The 18,670-nt window shown below is 71.4% G+C and carries 16 protein-coding genes and 1 tRNA gene; 10 read left to right on the forward strand and 7 right to left on the reverse strand.

The window, feature by feature from the left end; translation table 11 throughout:
• Nucleotides 1–18: 18 nt before the first annotated feature.
• The 7 genes from ACFYX4_RS13590 (at nt 19) to ACFYX4_RS13620 (ending at nt 7,197) form a co-directional block, all read left to right on the forward strand.
• Nucleotides 19–1,173 carry an NAD(P)/FAD-dependent oxidoreductase gene (locus ACFYX4_RS13590; protein ID WP_389330893.1) on the forward strand — a complete coding sequence of 385 codons (1,155 nt, stop codon included), beginning with the start codon at nt 19–21 and terminating at the stop codon, nt 1,171–1,173.
• Nucleotides 1,170–1,469, forward strand: a complete 300-nt coding sequence (locus ACFYX4_RS13595; protein ID WP_389330896.1) for a (2Fe-2S)-binding protein — start codon at nt 1,170–1,172, stop codon at nt 1,467–1,469. The genes ACFYX4_RS13590 and ACFYX4_RS13595 overlap by 4 nt, the downstream gene beginning before the upstream one ends.
• On the forward strand, nt 1,462–2,988 hold the full coding sequence (locus ACFYX4_RS13600) for an FAD-dependent oxidoreductase (protein WP_389330900.1): 1,527 nt from the start codon (nt 1,462–1,464) through the stop codon (nt 2,986–2,988). Before ACFYX4_RS13595 ends, ACFYX4_RS13600 begins: the two co-directional genes overlap by 8 nt.
• Nucleotides 2,989–3,035: 47 nt before the next feature.
• Nucleotides 3,036–3,932, forward strand: coding sequence for a dihydrodipicolinate synthase family protein (locus tag ACFYX4_RS13605; protein ID WP_389330903.1), 897 nt, complete (start codon nt 3,036–3,038; stop codon nt 3,930–3,932).
• A 70-nt stretch (nt 3,933–4,002) separates the two neighbouring features.
• On the forward strand, nt 4,003–5,004 hold the full coding sequence (locus ACFYX4_RS13610; RefSeq protein ID WP_389330906.1) for a proline racemase family protein: 1,002 nt from the start codon (nt 4,003–4,005) through the stop codon (nt 5,002–5,004).
• 104 nt (nt 5,005–5,108) lie between these two features.
• Nucleotides 5,109–5,762 carry a GntR family transcriptional regulator gene (locus ACFYX4_RS13615; protein ID WP_389331725.1) on the forward strand — a complete coding sequence of 218 codons (654 nt, stop codon included), beginning with the start codon at nt 5,109–5,111 and terminating at the stop codon, nt 5,760–5,762.
• Nucleotides 5,763–5,910: 148 nt separating this feature from the next.
• Entirely contained in the window at nt 5,911–7,197 is a 1,287-nt protein-coding gene (locus ACFYX4_RS13620) for a flavin-containing monooxygenase (RefSeq protein ID WP_389330909.1), read from the forward strand.
• Between the two features lie 164 nt (nt 7,198–7,361).
• Here the strand turns inward: ACFYX4_RS13620 and ACFYX4_RS13625 are convergent, their stop codons facing one another.
• From ACFYX4_RS13625 to ACFYX4_RS13655, 7 genes are all read right to left on the reverse strand, one after another.
• Entirely contained in the window at nt 7,362–8,537 is a 1,176-nt protein-coding gene (locus ACFYX4_RS13625; RefSeq protein ID WP_389330912.1) for a tryptophan dimethylallyltransferase family protein, read from the reverse strand.
• Nucleotides 8,538–8,858: 321 nt separating this feature from the next.
• Entirely contained in the window at nt 8,859–10,202 is a 1,344-nt protein-coding gene (locus ACFYX4_RS13630) for a cytochrome P450 (protein WP_389330915.1), read from the reverse strand.
• 8 nt (nt 10,203–10,210) lie between these two features.
• The gene (locus tag ACFYX4_RS13635; protein ID WP_389330918.1) at nt 10,211–10,804 is read right to left on the reverse strand and encodes an ATP/GTP-binding protein; all 594 of its coding nucleotides are present in this window, start codon (nt 10,802–10,804) and stop codon (nt 10,211–10,213) included.
• Nucleotides 10,779–11,156 carry a DUF742 domain-containing protein gene (locus tag ACFYX4_RS13640; protein WP_389330921.1) on the reverse strand — a complete coding sequence of 126 codons (378 nt, stop codon included), beginning with the start codon at nt 11,154–11,156 and terminating at the stop codon, nt 10,779–10,781. Before ACFYX4_RS13640 ends, ACFYX4_RS13635 begins: the two co-directional genes overlap by 26 nt.
• Nucleotides 11,153–11,554: a roadblock/LC7 domain-containing protein gene (locus tag ACFYX4_RS13645; RefSeq protein ID WP_389330924.1), complete on the reverse strand. Its 402-nt coding sequence runs from the start codon at nt 11,552–11,554 to the stop codon at nt 11,153–11,155. Before ACFYX4_RS13645 ends, ACFYX4_RS13640 begins: the two co-directional genes overlap by 4 nt.
• On the reverse strand, nt 11,551–12,732 hold the full coding sequence (locus ACFYX4_RS13650) for an ATP-binding protein (protein WP_389330927.1): 1,182 nt from the start codon (nt 12,730–12,732) through the stop codon (nt 11,551–11,553). The genes ACFYX4_RS13645 and ACFYX4_RS13650 overlap by 4 nt, the downstream gene beginning before the upstream one ends.
• Nucleotides 12,733–13,138: 406 nt before the next feature.
• Nucleotides 13,139–13,223, reverse strand: a tRNA-Leu gene (locus ACFYX4_RS13655).
• Between the two features lie 307 nt (nt 13,224–13,530).
• On the opposite strand from ACFYX4_RS13655, the gene ACFYX4_RS13660 reads away from it, so the two are divergent.
• From ACFYX4_RS13660 to ACFYX4_RS13670, 3 genes are read left to right on the forward strand one after another with little or no spacing between them, the layout of a single operon-like run.
• Nucleotides 13,531–15,213, forward strand: coding sequence for a thiamine pyrophosphate-binding protein (locus ACFYX4_RS13660; protein WP_389330930.1), 1,683 nt, complete (start codon nt 13,531–13,533; stop codon nt 15,211–15,213).
• Nucleotides 15,214–15,225: 12 nt separating this feature from the next.
• Nucleotides 15,226–16,497 carry a formyl-CoA transferase gene (frc, locus tag ACFYX4_RS13665; RefSeq protein WP_389330933.1) on the forward strand — a complete coding sequence of 424 codons (1,272 nt, stop codon included), beginning with the start codon at nt 15,226–15,228 and terminating at the stop codon, nt 16,495–16,497.
• Between the two features lie 4 nt (nt 16,498–16,501).
• A complete protein-coding gene (locus ACFYX4_RS13670) occupies nt 16,502–18,646 on the forward strand; it encodes an acetate--CoA ligase family protein (RefSeq protein ID WP_389330936.1) in 2,145 nt (714 codons plus the stop codon).
• Nucleotides 18,647–18,670: the final 24 nt, after the last annotated feature.

The following is an 18,670-nucleotide window of genomic DNA, read 5'->3' on the forward strand; positions in this document are numbered from 1 at the left end:
ATGTGACATATTACTGGCGTGACCAACCATCCCAGGGGTGACGTCGTGGTCGTCGGCGCCGGCATGGTGGGCGCCGCCTGCGCGCTGTACGCGGCGCGCGCGGGGCTGGACGTCGTCGTGGTGGACCGCGGCCCGGTGGCCGGCGGCACCACGGGCGCGGGCGAGGGCAACCTCCTCGTCTCCGACAAGGAGCCCGGTCCCGAACTCGAACTGGCGCTGCTCTCGGGCAGGTTGTGGGACGAGCTGGCCGAAGAGCTGGGCGCGGCGGTCGAGTACGAGCCCAAGGGCGGACTGGTCGTCGCCTCCACGCCCGAGGCGCTGACGAGCCTGACGGAACTGGCGGCCGGACAGCGTGCGGCGGGCGTACGCGCCGACGAGGTCGCCGCCGATCAACTGCTCGACCTGGAACCGTACTTGGCGCCGGGCCTGGCGGGCGGCGTCCTCTATCCCCAGGACGCCCAGGTCATGCCCACCCTGGCCGCCGCCCACCTCGTACGGGCGTCGGGCGCACGGCTGGAGACCGGCCGGACGGTGACACGGGTGCTGCGCGGCTCCGACGGCAGGGTACGGGGCGTACGGACCGACCGGGGCGACCTCCTCGCGCCGGTCGTGGTGAACGCGGCCGGGACCTGGGGCGGGGAGGTGGCCGCGCTCGCGGGCGTGGGGCTGCCCGTGCTCCCCCGCCGCGGCTTCGTCCTGGTCACCGAGCCGCTACCGCGCCGGGTCCGGCACAAGGTGTACGCCGCCGACTACGTGGCCGATGTCGCCAGCGACTCCGCCGCGCTCCAGACCTCGCCGGTCGTCGAGGGCACCGCGGCGGGGCCGGTGCTGATCGGCGCGAGCCGTGAACGGGTCGGCTTCGACCGGTCGTTCTCCCTACCCGTCGTACGGGCGCTGGCTGCGGGCGCGACCCGCCTCTTCCCCTTCCTGTCGCAGGTCAGGGCGATGCGCACGTACCTCGGCTTCCGCCCCTACATGCCGGATCACCTGCCGGCCGTCGGCCCGGATCCGCGTGTGCCCGGCCTGTTCCACGCCTGCGGTCACGAGGGGGCGGGCATCGGGCTCGCCACCGGCACCGGGCACCTGATCGCGCAGGTCCTGACCGGCAAGACGCCCGACCTCGATCTGACGCCGTTCCGCCCCGACCGCTTCGCCGAGGAGGACGCGCCGTGAACCCGCTGGAGCTGGTCCGGGCCCGGCCCGGAGCCCCGTTCACCGTCACCTTCGACGGCCGGGAGATCGAGGCGCTGCCCGGACAGACGGTCGCTGCGGCGCTCTGGTCTGCGGGCATCATGTCCTGGCGGGACACCCGGCGCGAGTCCCGTCCCCGCGGGGTCTTCTGCGGGATCGGCGTCTGCTTCGACTGCCTGGTCACCGTGGACGGCCGCCCCAACCAACGGGCCTGTCTGACACCGGCCGCACCGGGCACGGACATCCGCACCCAGGAGGGGACGGGGCACGATGACTGAGCAGGGTGCGGGCCGCGAGCGAAGTGAGCGGGGGTGGGCCGCGACGGGCGAGCGGGTTCCGGTGTTCGCCGTGATCGGGGCGGGCCCGGCCGGACTCGCCGCCGCCCTGGCGGCAGCCGCGCGGGGCATTCACGTCGTCCTGCTCGACTCGGCCGCCGAAGCGGGTGGGCAGTACTACCGGCAGCCGGCCGCCGCGCTCGGAGCCGGCCGTCCGCAGGCGCTGCACCACCAGTGGCGCACCTGGCGGCGTCTGCGCGACGGGCTCACGGCGCATGTCGCCGCCGGGCGGGTCACGCATCTGAATGACCATCATGTGTGGTGCGTGGAGCGGAAGTCGACGGGATTCGACGTGCACGCGCTGCTCGGCGCACGGCAGGAGGAGTCGGCCGCCGTCCACGCGGACGGGGTGCTGCTGGCGACCGGCGCGTACGAAAAGGTGCTGCCGTTCCCGGGGTGGACCCTGCCCGGCGTGGTCACCGCGGGCGGTGCGCAGGCCATGCTGAAGGGCGGCCTCGTCCTGCCGGGCCGCACGGCGGTCGTCGCCGGCACCGGCCCGCTGCTGCTCCCCGTCGCCACCGGTCTCGCGGCGGCCGGAGCGCGGGTCGTGGCCCTGGTGGAGTCGGCCGACCCGGGGGGGCTCGTACGCGGTTCCGTCCGGAGCGACTACGCACGTCGGGCCCGTGTCCTCGCCGGCCAGCCCGCCAAGCTCGTCGAGGCGGCGGGATTCGCCGCTCAACTCCTGCGGTGGCAGGTGCCGGTGATGGCACGTCACACCGTGTTGGAGGCGCACGGGCGTGACCGTCTGGAAGCCGTCACGGTCGCCGCGCTCGACGCCGGGGGCCGAGTCGTGCCCGGTTCCGAGCGGCGTCTGCCCTGCGACACCCTCGCCGTCGGCCACGGCCTGCTCCCGCACACCGACCTCGCCGAAGGGCTCGGCTGCCGTCTCGACGGTTCGAGCGTCCGCGTAGACGACGAGCAGCGCACCGACGTCCCCGGCGTCTGGGCCGCCGGGGAGGCCACGGGCGTCGGCGGCTCGGCCCTGTCCCTCGCCGAGGGGCATCTCGCCGGACGATCCGCCGCCGCCCGCCTCCTCGGCATCGCGCCCGACCTGCGGGGACGGTCCGCCGCCGTGCGGGCTCGCGCCCGGCATCGGGCGTTCGCGGCGGAGCTGGACGGCGTGTACGCGGCTCCCGTGCGGTGGGAGGAGCGGGTGACCGACGCGACGGTGGTGTGCCGGTGCGAGGAGGTCACCGCCGGCGCGGTCCGCGAGGCCGTCGGCTCACTCGGCGCGGGCGACCTGCGCACCGTGAAGCTGCTGACCCGGGCGGGCATGGGCTGGTGCCAGGGCAGGATGTGCGAGGCAGGAGTCGCGGGTGTCGCGGGCTGCGAACTCACGCCTGCCAGACGGATGTTGGCGCGCCCGGTGCCGCTGGGAGCGCTGGCCGCGCCGCCCCGCCGAACCCCTGCGCCGAGCAAGCCTGACGACGCCCCGCCCGACGCGACCTGCGGAACCGACTGACATACGCCACCGCCCCTGACGCCCGCCCACCGAGAAGAGGCTCCCGCATGACCGACCCGACAGCCCGCCCCTGGCGCGGCGTCCTCGTCGCCACCGCGCTCCCCCTCGACGACGACCTCCGCGTCGACTACGACCGCTACGCCGACCACTGCGCCTGGCTCGTCGCGAACGGCTGCGACGGCGTCGTGCCGAACGGCTCGCTCGGCGAGTACCAGGTGCTCACCCCCGAGGAGCGCGCCAGGGTCGTGGAGACCGCGGTGGCCGCGATCGGCGGTGAACGGGTGATGCCGGGCGTGGCCGCCTACGGCTCGGCGGAGGCGCGCCGCTGGGCCGAGCAGGCCGGTGCGGCCGGCTGCGGGGCGGTCATGCTGCTGCCGCCCAACGCCTACCGCGCCGACGAGCGGTCGGTGGTGGCGCACTACGCGGAGGTGGCGAAGGCCGGACTGCCCGTGGTGGCGTACAACAACCCGATCGACACCAAGGTCGACCTCGTGCCGGAACTGCTCGCCCGGCTGCACGGCGAGGGTCTCGTCCAAGGGGTGAAGGAGTTCTCGGGCGACGTCCGCCGCGCCTACCGCATCGCCGAACTCGCCCCGGAACTCGACCTGTTGATCGGGGCGGACGACGTGCTGCTGGAGCTGGCGGTGGCCGGCGCGAAGGGCTGGGTGGCCGGCTACCCCAACGCGCTCCCCCGCGCCTCGGTCGAGCTGTACCGCTCCGCAGTGGCCGGCGACCTCACGGAAGCGCTGCCCCTGTACCGGGAGTTGCACCCGCTGCTGCGCTGGGACTCGCGCGTCGAGTTCGTCCAGGCCATCAAACTGTCGATGGACGTCGTCGGCCGGCACGGCGGCCCCTGCCGGCCTCCGCGGGTGCCGCTGCTCCCGGAGCAGGAGGCGGCCGTGCGGGCGGCCACCGAGAAGGCCGTCGCCGCGGGACTCGCGTAACCGTCCGCCCCGAAAGGGGACTTCAGCCGCCCCTCAGAAGGGGACCTCAGCCGCCCCAGGAGGGGACCTCATGCGCAGCAAACTCGTCCTGCACGCCGTCGACTCGCACACCGAGGGCATGCCCACCCGGGTGATCACCGGCGGGATCGGCACGATTCCCGGCGCGACGATGAACGAGCGGCGGCTGTACTTCCGTGAACACCGCGACGAAATCAAGCAGTTGCTGATGAACGAGCCGCGCGGCCACTCCGCGATGAGCGGCGCGATCCTCCAGCCGCCGACCCGGCCGGACTGCGACTGGGGCGTGGTCTACATCGAGGTCTCGGGCTATCTGCCGATGTGCGGACACGGCACGATCGGGGTGGCGACCGTGCTCGTCGAGACCGGCATGGTCGAGGTCGTCGAACCGGTGACCACCATCCGCCTGGACACCCCCGCCGGGCTCGTCGTCGCCGAGGTGGCGGTCGAGGACGGCGCGGCCCGTGCCGTGACCCTGCGCAACGTCCCCTCCTTCGCGGTCGGCCTGGACCGCAAGGCGACGCTGCCCGACGGCCGCACGGTGACCTACGACCTCGCGTACGGCGGGAACTTCTACGCGATCCTGCCGCTGGAGGAGTTCGGGCTGCCCTTCGACCGTGCGCGCAAGGACGACATCCTGCGGGCCGGACTGTCGTTGATGGAGGCGATCAACTCCGAGGAGGAGCCCGTCCATCCGGAGGATCCCTCGATCCGCGGCTGCCACCATGTGCACCTGTACGCGCCCGGCGCGACCGCCCGTCACTCACGGCACGCGATGGCCATCCACCCGGGCTGGTTCGACCGCTCCCCCTGCGGCACGGGGACCAGCGCGCGCATGGCGCAACTGCACGCGCGGGGCGAACTGCCGCTGCACACCGAGTTCGTGAACGAGTCGTTCATCGGCACGCGGTTCACGGGCCGGCTGCTCGGGACGACGGAGGTTGCCGGGCGTCCGGCGGTCCTGCCCAGTTTCACCGGACGCGCCTGGATCACCGGCACGGCCCAGTACCTGCTGGACCCGACCGACCCGTTCCCGGCGGGATTCGTCCTGTGACCGGCGGTGCTTCCGTCGCCTCCGGAGCCGGCGGTGCTTCCGTCGCCTCCGGAGCCGGCGGTGTTCCCCTCGCCTCCGGAGCCGCACAGCCCGCCGGACCGGCGCTGCCCGTGCTCGGCGGACGCAGGAGCAGCTATCGCGAGCGGGTCGCCGATGCCCTGCGGGCCGCGCTGATCGCGGGTGAACTGCGGCCCGGCGAGGTCTACTCGGTCCCGACGCTGGCCGCCCGCTTCGGCGTCTCGGCGACGCCCGTGCGCGAGGCGCTGCTCGACCTCGCCAAGGAGGGCCTGGTCGACGCCGTCCCCAACAAGGGGTTCCGGGTCACCGACGTCTCCGACAGGCAGCTCGACGAGTACACCCACGTCCGCGCGCTCATCGAGATCCCCACGGTGGTCGCACTGGCGACGACCGCCGACCCGGACTCGCTGGAGGCGCTGCGCCCGGTCGCCCGCGAGATCGTCGCCGCCGCCGGCGTGGGCGACCTCATCGCCTACGTCGAGGCCGACACCCGCTTCCACCTGGGCCTGCTCGCCCTCGCCGGCAACGAGCACCTCGTCGAGGTGGTCGGCGACCTGCGCGGCCGGGCCCGCCTCTACGGCCTGACCGCCCTCTCCGCCTCGGGCCGCCTGCTCGCCTCCGCCGAGGAACACCTGGAACTCCTGGACGCGTTGGCGGCCCGCGACGAACGGGCCGTGCGCGAGGTCATGACCCGGCACCTGGGGCACGTCCGGGGCCTGTGGGCGTCCGCCGAGGCCTGACCCGACGGCCGCGCGCCGACTGGCTCCGGCCCACACATCGGCCCACACACCGGTCGCCTGTGATCTATCTCGCGGGTTGCGGGGTGTGCGGGTTGGGCATTCACTGCGCGTGTCCGGTGAAGTCGGTGTTGTTCCTGTGGGGGATGTCGTGCGTGTGTGTCTCATCGGTGCGGGTCTGTCGGGGCTTGCGACGGCGCACGCGCTGAAGTCCGGGGGCGTCGACTTCGTCTGCCTGGAGCAGTCGTCGGACGTCGGCGGCATCTGGCGTCGGCCGCAGGCCGGGGAGCGCGGCCCGGGCTATCTGTCGCTGCACCTCAACACGGCCAAGGAGCTGACGGGTTACGCCGGCTACCCGATGCCGGCCTCCTACCCCACCTACCCCCGGCACAGCGAAGTCGCCGCCTATCTACGCTCGTTCGCCGAGTGGGCCGGCGTCCTGGACCACATCGAGACCGGGACGACCGTCGAGTCCGTACGGCAGGAGGCCGACGGCTCCTGGACGGTCGTCAGCGTCGACGCCCGCGGCGTGCGCGCCTCCCGCGGCTTCGCGCACGTCGTCGTCGCGTCGGGGCACAACGCCGAGCCGTCCCTGCCCGCCCCGCCGCCCGGCTCCGACACCTTCACCGGCCGGATCCTGCACGCCCTCGACTACCGCGACGGCGGCGACCACGCCGGACAGGACGTCGTCGTCGTGGGGCTGGGCGCGTCGGCCGTGGACATCGCCGCCGACCTCTCCCGGCACGCGGCACGGACCTTCCTGTCCGTACGCCGGGGACTGCACGTCCTGCCCAAGCAGTTGTACGGGATGCCGCTCGACGAGATCGCCCGCGCGTCCTGGTGGACCGCCATGTCCCTGTCCGAACAACGGCAGTTCGTCGAACAGGCCCTGCACGTCATCCGGGGCAGCCTCGCCGACTACGGGCTGCCCGAGCCCGACCACCCGCTCTTCGCCTCCGCCGTCACCATCTCGGACGAGATCCTCAGCCGGATCCGTCACGGCGCGGTCGTCCCCAAGCCCGCCGTCGAGCGACTCGACGGCGACCGGGTGGTCTTCGCCGACGGCACCTCCGCACGGGCCGACGCGATCGTGTACTGCACCGGCTACCGCATGTCCTTCCCGTTCCTGCCCGCGGGCTGCCCGGTCGGCCCGCAGGGGTCGGTCGAGCTGTACAAGCGGGTGGTGGCCGCCGACCGGCCCGGCCTCTACTTCGTCGGTCTGGTAAGGCCGTTGGGCTCCATCACCCGGCTCGTGGAAGCCCAGTCGCGCTGGATCGCCCGGATCGTCACGGGCGACGCCGTCCTCCCGGAACCCGAGGTCATGCGCAAGGAGATAGCCGCGTACCTCGGGGGTATCGCCGGCCAGTACGGGCAGACGGAAGGCGCGTCGATCCAGGTCAACGTGGAGCCGTATCTTTGTGACCTCGGCGACGTATGACCGAACCGGCTTATTCGCAGCGCGACTTGACGCTCCACCACCCGACCTCGTCACCGTGCAGCCCGGGCGGTTCGGGCGGCAACGGCGTGACGGGGAGTGAGGGGAGCGGTCCGGCAGCGTCGGCGTACGGCTCCCCTCGCGTTTCTGTGCCGCCGCGGGCCCCGCTAGCCGGTCGCTGTCGCGGCCCGCGCGGGCCGGTGGACGACGGGCGGACGGACGTCGTACGCCTCCGAGGAGATGTACGTCGTCACGCGCGGCGGGCGGCCCTGCTGGTGGGCCAGGGCCAGATAGGCGAGGAGCCCGACCCCGTCCTCCAGCCGGCGTGAGGTGACGGCGGCCAGGGCGCTCGGCAGCGGCGCGGGGTCCATGCCCAGGTCACGCAGGAGTGCCGTGGCGCGGGCCAGGGACTCTCCGTCGTGTCTCGCATAGCCGCGGACGGGGATGTGGAGCGTGAAGCCGGTCGGGCGTCCGCTCCTCGTCTCGGTGAAGGCGTGACACGTCAGGACGGGCCGGCCGGCGAGCCGTGGCTCCCCGTCGGGTCCGGTCTCGAAGAAGGCCTCCGTGCCTAACGCGCCCTCGTCGAGCCCGGCCGCCGTGCGGAAGAACCGTTCGATCTCGGCCGGGCCGGGGCCGGGATCCATGCGGGACAGCTCGGCCGCCTCGGTGGCCGAGAGGCGGTCGTGGCGCAGGTAGACCTTGACCCGCGGACTCTCCCAGTCGCCCAGGTCCAGGGCGAGGAACGGATAGCCGTCGGCGGCGGGCAGCGAGGCGAACGCCTGCCGGTGGCCGAGCCGGTCCAGGGCCTCCTGCACCGTCTCGGCCTGCCGTTCGGCTCCGTTGGCGGCCGGGTTCAGGTACACCTTCACCATCGGCACGCCGCCGGCGCGCAGCTCCATCGCGCACCACAGGGCGAGGGCTCCCTGAGGTGCGGGCGGGAGGAAGAGGTCCTCCAGCTCGTCGAGCCGGTCGGTGGAGAAGCCCCACCGCCGCCCCATGTCCCGTATCGCGTCCAGTCCGACGCGGCCGTTCTGCGCGAGGGAGCCCGCCGCACAGCCGGGTTCGACCAGGACGCGCAGTGCGGAGGTGCCGTCCGGGAGGAAGGAGAGCGAGAACTCGACCGGCGTGTGATCGTCGGAGAGGAAGGTGCGGGAGGGCGGCGGAAGGTCCAGCGGCCGCTCGGCCGCCGCGCCCAGCGCCTCCGTCAGGACGGCGGCGTAGGTGTCCGCGTCGACGGGGCTCAGCCCGACGGCGTCGCACAGGCAGGAGAGTTGGGCGGTGGTGAGGGCGCCGAGCGTCGAAGCGCCGTTTCTGCCATGCCCGTTGAGGACGGAGGCGGTCACCGTGCCTCCCCGTGGGCCAGGGGGCGGGCATGAAGATACCCGCCTGACGGGGCGGGTATCTCGCTGTCCTGCGTGTGGAGTTGGGCCCGTTCGGTGGGGGCGGCGGAGCGCCCCCGGGATATGCGGGCGGTGGTGCGCCCCCACGATATGTGCGGCGCGGGCTGTGGCCGTCCGGTGGGGGGTCTGACGGGATCGGCGTCGAGGCGCATGAGGTCCACGACACCTCCTTCTTCTCGTGAGCAACACGGATTCCGCGTTGCTCACTACCCCCGCGATTGAAACTTCATGCAGTTTCCGAGGAGCCTGTGGATGTCGCGTGAATCACCTCGTCAGCCAGTTGAGGAACTGGCTCCACATACCCCCGCGTTCGCCCCTGCGACCGGTTCCCGCGGCCGGCGCCGCGGGCGCCTCCGTACGGGTCTGCGCGGCTGGCCGGCGCACCGGCTGAACGGGCGTGAACCGGGCGGGGAGGGTGGTCAGACCTCGGCTGAACGCGCCCGGACGCCACGTCAGACTGTCCTCGGGAACGGAGAGTTCGACGTCGGGCAGCTGGTTGAGCAGGTTCTCGATGGCCGCGACGGCGATGTGCCGGGCCGGGTCCTTGGACGGGCAGGCGTGCGGCCCCGCGCTCCACGCGAGGTGCGCCCGGTTGCTGCCCGCCTGCCGGGCCGCCGACAGTGCCGGACCGGTGTTGGCCGCCGCGAAGCTCACCAGCACCAGGTCGCCCGCCGAGAGCTTCTGGCCGGCGAACTCCATGTCGGCCACCGGGTAGTGGGCCGCGTAGTTCGTCATCGGCGGGTTCTCCCACAGCGTGTCGTCGAGCGCCTCCTCGATCAGTCCGCCCTTGTAGGCGTACCGGTCGTCGGTGAGCAGACGGTGCAGGGTGTTGCCGATGAGGTTGACCAGCGCCTCCGCGCCCGCCCCGAGCAGCAGTGCCAGCTGGTGCACCATCTCCTCGTCGGTGAGTCCGGACTGATGCTGCATCAGCCAGGAGGTGACGTCGTCGCCGGGCTTGGCGCGCTTGAGCGCGATGAGTTCGCCGACGGCCTCGAACAGGACGGCGATCGCCTTCTCGGCGTTGACTCCGTCGAACATGCCGGAGATGCCGAAGAAGACGCGGTCGCCGATGTCGGCGGTGCAGCCGAACAGCTCGTTGAACACGAACAGCGGCAGCTGCCTGGCGTAACCGCCGACCAGGTCGGCCGAACCGCGCGCGCCGAACTGGGAGATGAGGAAGTCGGAGATCCGCTCGGTGGACTGGCTCAGCCGGCGCGAGCCGATGCGCGCCATGCTGTCCGTGATCGCCTGACGCAGCCTCAGATGATCCGCGCCGTCGCTGAACATGCAGTTCGGCCGGTACGACAGGAGCGGCACGACCGGGCTGTCCGGAGCGATCTTGCCCTCGTTGAAGTCACGCCAGCGGCGCGCGTCCTTGCGGAACGAGGCCGAGTCCTGGAGGAGATGCAGCGCGGTGGCGTAGTCGGTGACGAGGGTGGCCTCGACGCCCGGGGCGAGTTCGACGGGCGCGGTGGGCCCGTAGTGCCGCAGATAGGCGTAGTAGGCCTGCGGGTCGGCGGCGAACTCCGGCCCGTGCAGCGGCACTCGGCCGCCGGTGTGGTGCGCCGGGCACCCGGGAGGGGGCACCGGAGCGGTGGGTTGGTCCATGTCTGCTCCTAGTGGGCACGGTCCTGCAAGTGGCGGACGAGAGTGATCAGCGCTTCGGCCGACGACTGCTCGTCCCGCGCGTCGCAGGTGACGACGGGGGTGTCGTCGAGCAGGTCCAGCGCCTCGCGCAGGGCGATCTCGTCCCGCAGGGGGCTGCCGTCGAAGTGGTTGACGGCGATGGCGTAGTCCAGGCCGTACTGCTCGATGAGGTCGATCACGGCGAAGGAGTCGGCGAGCCGCTCGGGGTCGACCAGCACCAGCGCGCCGAGCGCTCCGCGGGCCATGTCCTCCCACATCTGCACGAAACGCTGCTGGCCCGGCGTTCCGAACAGATAGAGGACGACGCGGTCGCTGATGGTGAGGCGGCCGAAGTCCATGGCGACCGTGGTGGTGGTCTTGCCCTGGACGCCCTTGAGGTCGTCGATGGACTCGGCGGCCCGCGTCATCGTCTCCTCGGTGGACAGCGGTTCGATCTCGGAGATCGCCCCGATGAACGTGGTCTTGCCCACCGCGAAGTGGCCGACGACGAGGATCTTGACGGCTGTCTGCGTCGCGCCGCCGCGCACGTACGCCTGCTCATCCAAACTTGGCCCTGAGACCATTCAGCACCTCCTCCAGGATCTCCCGGTCGGCGAGGGGCGCCCGCTGCACGGGCGGGCGGGTGATGAGGTAGCCGCCCTCGGTGAGGGCGGCGAGCAGGATCTTCACCACGCCGAGGGGCAGTTGGGTGTGCCCCGCGATCTCGGCGACCGAGAGATAACCGGCCGAACACAGGTCGAGCAGCTTCTGCTCCTCCGGCGACAGCCGGGTGGGCCGCTGCTGGTGGTCGGCGACGGCCGTGACCAGGGTGATGAGGGAGAGCTGCCCCTCATCGGGCAGTCCGCGTCCTTTGGTGATGACGTACGGACGCACTAACTCCGGCGTCTGCGGCTCGAGTTCGTCGAAACCGGTCATGACCGTACGCCGAGGTTCTCGCGCGGCGGCGTCGTCAGCGCCTTGCCGAGCTGGCCGACGAGCTGCTGCATCCGGAAGGTGATGTCCGCCATGTCGACCTCCGGTGAGGCGGAGACGCCGAGGTAGGCTCCCTCGCCCGCGGAGATCAGGAAGACCCAGCCCCCGTCGAACTCGACGAGCGTTTGCCGCCACCTCTGGGTGGCGTCCTCGCAGAAGAAGGCGAGGGAGCGGCTGAGCGACTGCACACCGCTCATCGCGGCGGCCACCCGGTCCGCGTCGTCCTTGCCGAAGTCCTGCGTCCGGGCCATCAGCAGGCCGTCGGCGGATATCAGGACGGCGTGCAGGGCCCCGGGAATCTCCAGGGCGCTGTCAAGCATCCATGACAGATCGTCGTTCACGAGAACTCATGCCCTTCGTTTCTCGCACCACGTGTGCTGCTCGACTGGTCCGCGGAGTCCGCAGGGGTGGCCCGCCGGCCCGACTGGGTGCCGCGCTGGAACGCGCCCATGATCGCCGCCGTCTCCGCGCCCGAGCGGGCGGGAGTGGGGGCGTTCGACGCGCTGCCCGGCACGATGGCCATCGGCCGCTTGCGGCGCCGCTTGGGCAGTCCGTCGGAGGTGGTGCTGGGCGCGGCCTGCGTCGACTCGGGGCCGCCGCGGGTGGGCGCGGGGGCGGGAGCGGCGGCGACGACCGGTGCCGGCTCCTTCTGCTCGGGCGCGTTGGTGAGCAGGTCGTGCGGCAGGAGGAGGACCGCCCGTACGCCGCCGTAGGGCGAGGTGGAGTCCACCGACACCTCGAAGCCGAAGCGTTCGGCGAGCACGCCGATCACCGCGAAACCAAACTGCGGCGGGTTGCCGAGCGCGGAGACGCCCGAGACGCGTTCGCTCGAGAGGAGTTTCTCCGCGCGGGCCCGCTCTTCGTCGTTCATACCGACACCGGCGTCGTCGACGACGATGCAAATGCCCTTGGGCACGGTGCGGATATTGATTTCGACGACGGTGTCCGGGCTGGAATAGCTGGTGGCGTTGTCGAGCATTTCGGCGAGGGCCAGTGCCACCGGTTCGACGGCGCGGCTCGTGATGCCGAAATCGACCTGCGAGAGGATTTCCACCCGCCGGTAGTGCCGGATCCTGCCCTGCGCGCTGCGGACCACGTCGTAGACCGAGGCCACGTCACGCTGGCGGCCGAGCCAGCCGTCGCAGAGGACCGCGATGGACTGGGCGCGACGGCCGAACTGGGAGTTCGTGTGGTCGATCTCCAGGAGGTCCTGGAGGATGACCGACTCGCCGTATTTGTTCTGGAGCCGGGAAACAATCAACTGCTGTTCCGCGGCAAGGCCCTGAAGCGTCCGCATCGCGGACTTCAGGACGGTTTTGGTTGCCTCTTCGGCTCTTTCCTGAGCTGCCTCGACGGATTTCGCGTACCCGTTCTCCAGCTCGGTGTGCTGAGCCCTGAGATCTGCGAACTCCTGCCTTAACGTACGCGCTGCCCTCCGCTGGCGAACAATGAGGGCGACTGCGACGATCACGGCGACGAGGAGAGCCCAGAATACCGGGTTCTGTATGTAATCAGTCATAAGACTCTCTTCAGGCGACTGACGGCCAGTGCTGAATTCCCGTCAACGCGGGTGGACCGGCGGACCCGCACCGGGGTCACCGCCCGGACTGTCCCCGTAGTCGGGGATGTCGTCTTCCACCCATCCGCCCGCTCTACAAGCGCCGTGATCGTATCACCACAAGATGCGATCAACGACCGCCAACATACGCGCTCTTGACGGTCATTGACGGTCCGTCAGACAGTTCGTCGACAGTCGCGCGACAGGCCCTCCGGAGCGGAAGCGATAAACGAGCTTCCGCGGCATTCGGGAGGTATGGCGAGAGGCGCGGCAAGGAGCTGAACGAAAAGCAAAGAAACGACAAAACCCGCCCCCGGGGTCCCGGGTGCGGGTGAGTGTCCGTCGATCGGTCGGCCGATCGATTGAGTGTCCGAGGGGGGACTTGAACCCCCACGCCCGATAAAGGGCACTAGCACCTCAAGCTAGCGCGTCTGCCATTCCGCCACCCGGACCAGGTGTCTGCCACCGCGCGGGTGCTCCCCCCGCGGCGACATGCACAACAATACCAAGCTTTGGGAGTGCCTTTCACCTGCGTATCCACCCGCCCGGGGGCGCCCGGCCGCGCGGCCTCCCCGGGGCGGGACCATGACACGGGCGCCACTCCCCCGCCGGCCGCGGGTCCGCGATGACCGAAAGTGCCGCACGCCCCCTGGACACCACCCACCGGATGCGGGATAACGAGATCCATACAGTATTCGTCGACTGTATGCAATGTACCGCGTGAGCCTTCCAACCCCCATGAAGGGACGGGAATTCGCCATGCCCGACGACACCCAGGACGTGATCTCCGGTGGTCATCTCGTAGCCAAGGCGCTGAAGGCCGAGGGCGTCGACCGCATCTACACCCTGTGCGGAGGCCACATCATCGACATCTACGACGGCTGCGTCGACGAGGGCATAGAAGTCGTCGACGTCCGCCACGAACAGGTCGCCGCCCACGCCGCCGACGGCTACGCCCGCATCACCGGCAGGCCCGGCTGCGCGGTCGTCACGGCCGGACCCGGCACCACCGACGCCGTCACCGGAGTCGCCAACGCCTTCCGCGCGGAGTCCCCGATGCTGCTGATCGGCGGCCAAGGCGCCCTGACCCAGCACAAGATGGGGTCCCTCCAGGACCTGCCGCACGTCGACATGATGACGCCGATCACCAAGTTCTCGGCGACCGTCCCCGACACGGCCCGCGCGGCGGACATGGTGTCCATGGCGTTCCGCGAGTGCTACCACGGCGCGCCCGGCCCCTCCTTCCTGGAGATCCCGCGCGACGTCCTCGACGCCAAGGTGCCCACAGCCGAGGCCCGGGTGCCGAAGACCGGTGCCTACCGTGCCTCGACCCGCTCGGCCGGCGACCCCGAAGCCGTCGAGCGGCTCGCCGACCTGCTCACGCACGCCGAGAAGCCGGCGATCCTGCTGGGCAGCCAGGTGTGGACGACCCGCGGCACCGAGGCGGCCGTCGAACTGGTCCGCACGCTGAACGTCCCCGCCTACATGAACGGCGCCGGCCGCGGCACCCTGCCCCCCGGCGACCCCCACCACTTCCAGCTGTCGCGCCGCTACGCCTTCTCCCGCGCCGACGTCATCGTGATCGTCGGCACGCCCTTCGACTTCCGCATGGGCTACGGCAAGCGGCTGTCGCCGGACGCCACCGTCGTGCAGATCGACCTCGACTACCGGACCGTCGGCAAGAACCGCGACATCGGCCTGGGCATCGTCGGCGACGCCGGCCTGGTGCTGAAGTCGGTGACCGAGGCCGCCTCCGGACGCCTGAACGGGGGCGCGTCCAAGCGCAAGGAGTGGCTGGACGAACTGCGCGCCGCCGAGCAGGCCGCGGTCGAGAAGCGGCTGCCGCAGCTGCGGTCGGACGCCTCGCCCATCCACCCCTACCGGCTGGTCGGCGAGATCAACGACTTCCTCACCGAGGACTCCGTCTACATCGGCGACGGCGGCGACATCGTCACCTTCTCCGGGCAGGTCGTCCAGCCCAAGTCGCCGGGCCACTGGATGGACCCGGGACCGCTGGGCACCCTCGGCGTCGGCGTCCCCTTCGTGCTCGCGGCCAAGCAGGCGCGGCCCGACAAGGAGGTCGTCGCCCTCTTCGGCGACGGCGCGTTCTCCCTCACCGGCTGGGACTTCGAGACCCTCGTCCGCTACGACCTCCCCTTCGTCGGCATCGTCGGCAACAACTCCTCCATGAACCAGATCCGCTACGGCCAGGCCGCCAAGTACGGCCCCGAGCGCCAGCGGGTCGGCAACACGCTCGGCGACGTCCACTACGACCAGTTCGCGCGGATGCTGGGCGGCTACGGCGAGGAGGTGCGCGACCCCGCCGACATCGGCCCCGCGCTGCGGCGCGCCCGGGAGTCCGGGAAGCCCTCGCTGATCAACGTCTGGGTCGACCCCGACGCCTACGCCCCCGGAACCATGAACCAGACCATGTACAAGTGAGGAGCCCTTGTCATGACCCAGGCTTCTACCGACGCGGCATCCACCGAAGCGGCTTCCGCCAAGGCTCTCCAGGGCGTGCGCGTCCTGGACATGACGCACGTCCAGTCCGGGCCGTCGGCGACCCAGCTGCTCGCCTGGCTCGGCGCGGACGTCGTCAAGCTGGAGGCGCCCTCCGGTGACATCACGCGCCGACAGCTGCGCGACCTGCCGGACGTCGACTCCCTCTACTTCACGATGCTCAACTGCAACAAGCGCAGCATCACCCTCAACACCAAGACCGAGCGCGGCAGGGAACTCCTCACCGAGCTGATCCGGCGCTCCGACGTCATGGTCGAGAACTTCGGTCCGGGCGCGGTCGACCGGATGGGCTTCACCTGGGACCGCATCCAGGAGATCAATCCACGGATCGTCTATGCCTCCATCAAAGGGTTCGGGGACGGCCCGTACACCGCGTTCAAGGCGTACGAGGTCGTCGCTCAGGCCATGGGCGGTTCTATGGCGACCACCGGTTTCGAGGACGGACCGCCGCTGGCGACGGGGGCCCAGATAGGGGACTCGGGCACGGGGGTCCACGCCGTGGCGGGGATCCTCGCGGCGCTGTTCCAGCGCGAGAGCACCGGGCGCGGTCAGCGGGTCAACGTGGCCATGCAGCATGCCGTCCTCAACCTCTGCCGGGTGAAGCTGAGGGACCAGCAGCGGCTGGCGCATGGCCCGCTCCGTGAATATCCCAACGACGACTTCGGCGACGAGGTTCCCCGGTCCGGGAACGCGTCCGGCGGCGGCCAGCCCGGCTGGGCCGTCAAGTGCGCTCCCGGCGGCCCGAACGACTACGTGTACGTCATCGTCCAGCCCGTCGGCTGGCAGCCGATCAGCGAGCTCATCGGCCGGCCCGAACTGGCGGACGACCCCGAATGGGCGACGCCGCAGGCCCGGCTGCCCAAGCTGAACAAGATGTTCCAGCTGATCGAGGAGTGGTCCTCGACGCTGCCCAAGTGGGAGGTGCTGGAGCGGCTCAACGCCCACGGCATCCCGTGCGGGCCGATCCTGTCCACGAAGGAGATCATCGAGGACGAGTCGCTGATCGCCAACGATATGGTGGTGCGGGTGCCGCACCCGGAGCGGGGCGAGTTCGTGACCGTCGGCAGCCCGCTCAAGCTCTCCGACTCCCCCGTCGAGGTGACCGGTTCGCCGCTGCTCGGCGAGCACAACGAAGAGGTGTTCGCCGGCGAGCTGGGGCTCGGCGACGAGGAGCTGCGTCTGCTCAAGTCGAACGGGGTGATCTGACGTGATGGCCGACGACCGGCGACCGCGGGTGCGCGCGCTGCTCGACGCGGTGCGCGCCGAGGGGCGGACCGTGCTGACCGCGCCGGAGGGCAAGGTGATCGCCGACGCGTACGGGATCGCCGTGCCGGGCGAGGAGCTAGCGACCGACGTCGAGGAGGCGGTGGCGTACGCGGCGCGCTTCGGCGGCCCCGTCGTGATGAAGATCGTCTCCCCGGACATCCCGCACAAGACCGACGCCGGCGGAGTGGTCGTCGGCGTCGAGGGCGCGGGGGACGTGAGGGCCGCGTTCCACACCGTCGTCGACAACGCGCGCGCGTACGACGCGTCGGCGCGCATCGACGGCGTGCAGATCCAGGAGCTGCTGCCGAAGAGCCAGGAGGTCATCGTCGGCGCGGTCACCGACCCGACGTTCGGGAAGGTCGTCGCGTTCGGGCTGGGCGGGGTGCTGGTGGAGGTCCTCAAGGACGTCACCTTCCGGCTCGCGCCCGTGGACGCCGACGAGGCGCTGTCCATGCTGGACTCGATCCGGTCGGCGGAGATCCTGCGTGGGGTGCGCGGGCAGGCCGGCGTGGACCGGTGGGCGGTCGCCGAGCAGATCAGGCGTGTGTCCCAACTGGTCGCGGACTTCCCGGAGATCGGGGAGGTCGATCTCAACCCGGTGGTGGCGACGGCGGACGGGGCGGTCGCGGCCGACGTCCGTGTCATCCTCGCGGAGGACCTGCCGAAGCCCAGGCGGACGTACACGCGCGAGGAGATCCTCACCTCGATGCGCCGGCTGATGCAGCCCTCGTCCGTCGCCGTGATCGGCGCGTCCGACACCCAGGGCAAGATCGGCAACTCGGTGATGCGCAACCTGGTCGACGGGGGCTTCGCCGGGGAGATCCATCCGGTGAATCCCCGGGCCGACGACATTCTGGGCCGCAAGGCGTACAAGAGCGTCGCCGACGTCCCCGGCGAGGTGGACGTGGCGGTCTTCGCGATCCCCGCGGAGTTCGTGGCCTCGGCCCTGGAGGAGGTGGGACGCAAGCGGATCCCCAACGCCGTGCTGATCCCCTCGGGGTTCGCGGAGATCGGGGAGCACGGACTCCAGGCGGAGATCGTAGCGGTCGCCGAGCGGCACGGCATCCGGCTGCTGGGGCCCAACATCTACGGCTACTACTCGACCTGGCAGGACCTGTGCGCCACGTTCTGCACGCCGTACGACGTCAAGGGCGGCGTGGCGCTGACCTCGCAGTCCGGGGGCATCGGGATGGCCGTCCTGGGCTTCGCGCGGACGACGAAGACGGGCGTGTCGGCGATCGTGGGGCTCGGCAACAAGGCGGACCTGGACGAGGACGACCTGCTGACCTGGTTCGGCGAGGACCCGCGCACCGACTGCATCGCGATGCACCTGGAGGACCTCAAGGACGGGCGCGCCTTCGTCGAGGCGGCGCGCGCGACCGTGCCGAAGAAGCCCGTCGTCGTGCTGAAGGCCGGGCGCACGGCGGCGGGCGCGAGGGCCGCGGGCTCGCACACGGGCGCGCTGGCGGGCGACGACGCCGTCTACGACGACATCCTGCGGCAGGCCGGCGTGATCAGGGCGCCCGGACTGAACGACCTGCTGGAGTACGCGCGCGCGTTGCCGGTGCTTCCCACTCCCCGGGGCGACAACGTCGTCATCATCACGGGCGCGGGCGGCAGCGGTGTGCTGCTGTCCGACGCGGTGAGCGACAACGGGCTGACGCTGATGGAGATCCCGCCGGACCTCGACGCGTCCTTCCGGCGGTTCATCCCGCCCTTCGGGGCCGCGGGCAACCCGGTCGACATCACCGGGGGCGAGCCGCCGTCGACGTACGAGGCGACGATCCGGCTCGGCCTGGAGGATCCGCGCGTCCACGCGCTCGTCCTCGGCTACTGGCACACCATCGTCACTCCCCCGATGGTCTTCGCCGAGCTCACCGCGCGCGTGGTCGCCGAGTTCCGCGAGCGCGGCGTCGAGAAGCCCGTGGTGGCGTCGCTGGCGGGCGACGTGGAGGTCGAGGAGGCCTGCCAGTACCTGTACGAGCGGGGCGTCGTGGCCTACCCGTACACGACGGAGAAGCCGGTGGCGGTGCTCGCCGCGAAGTACCGGTGGGCGCGGGCCGCCGGGCTGATGGGGGGCGGTCGATGAGGTGACCGGCCCCCGGGACGGCCG

The organism is Streptomyces sp. NPDC002328 (genome assembly GCF_042890065.1).
GTDB lineage: Bacteria > Actinomycetota > Actinomycetes > Streptomycetales > Streptomycetaceae > Streptomyces.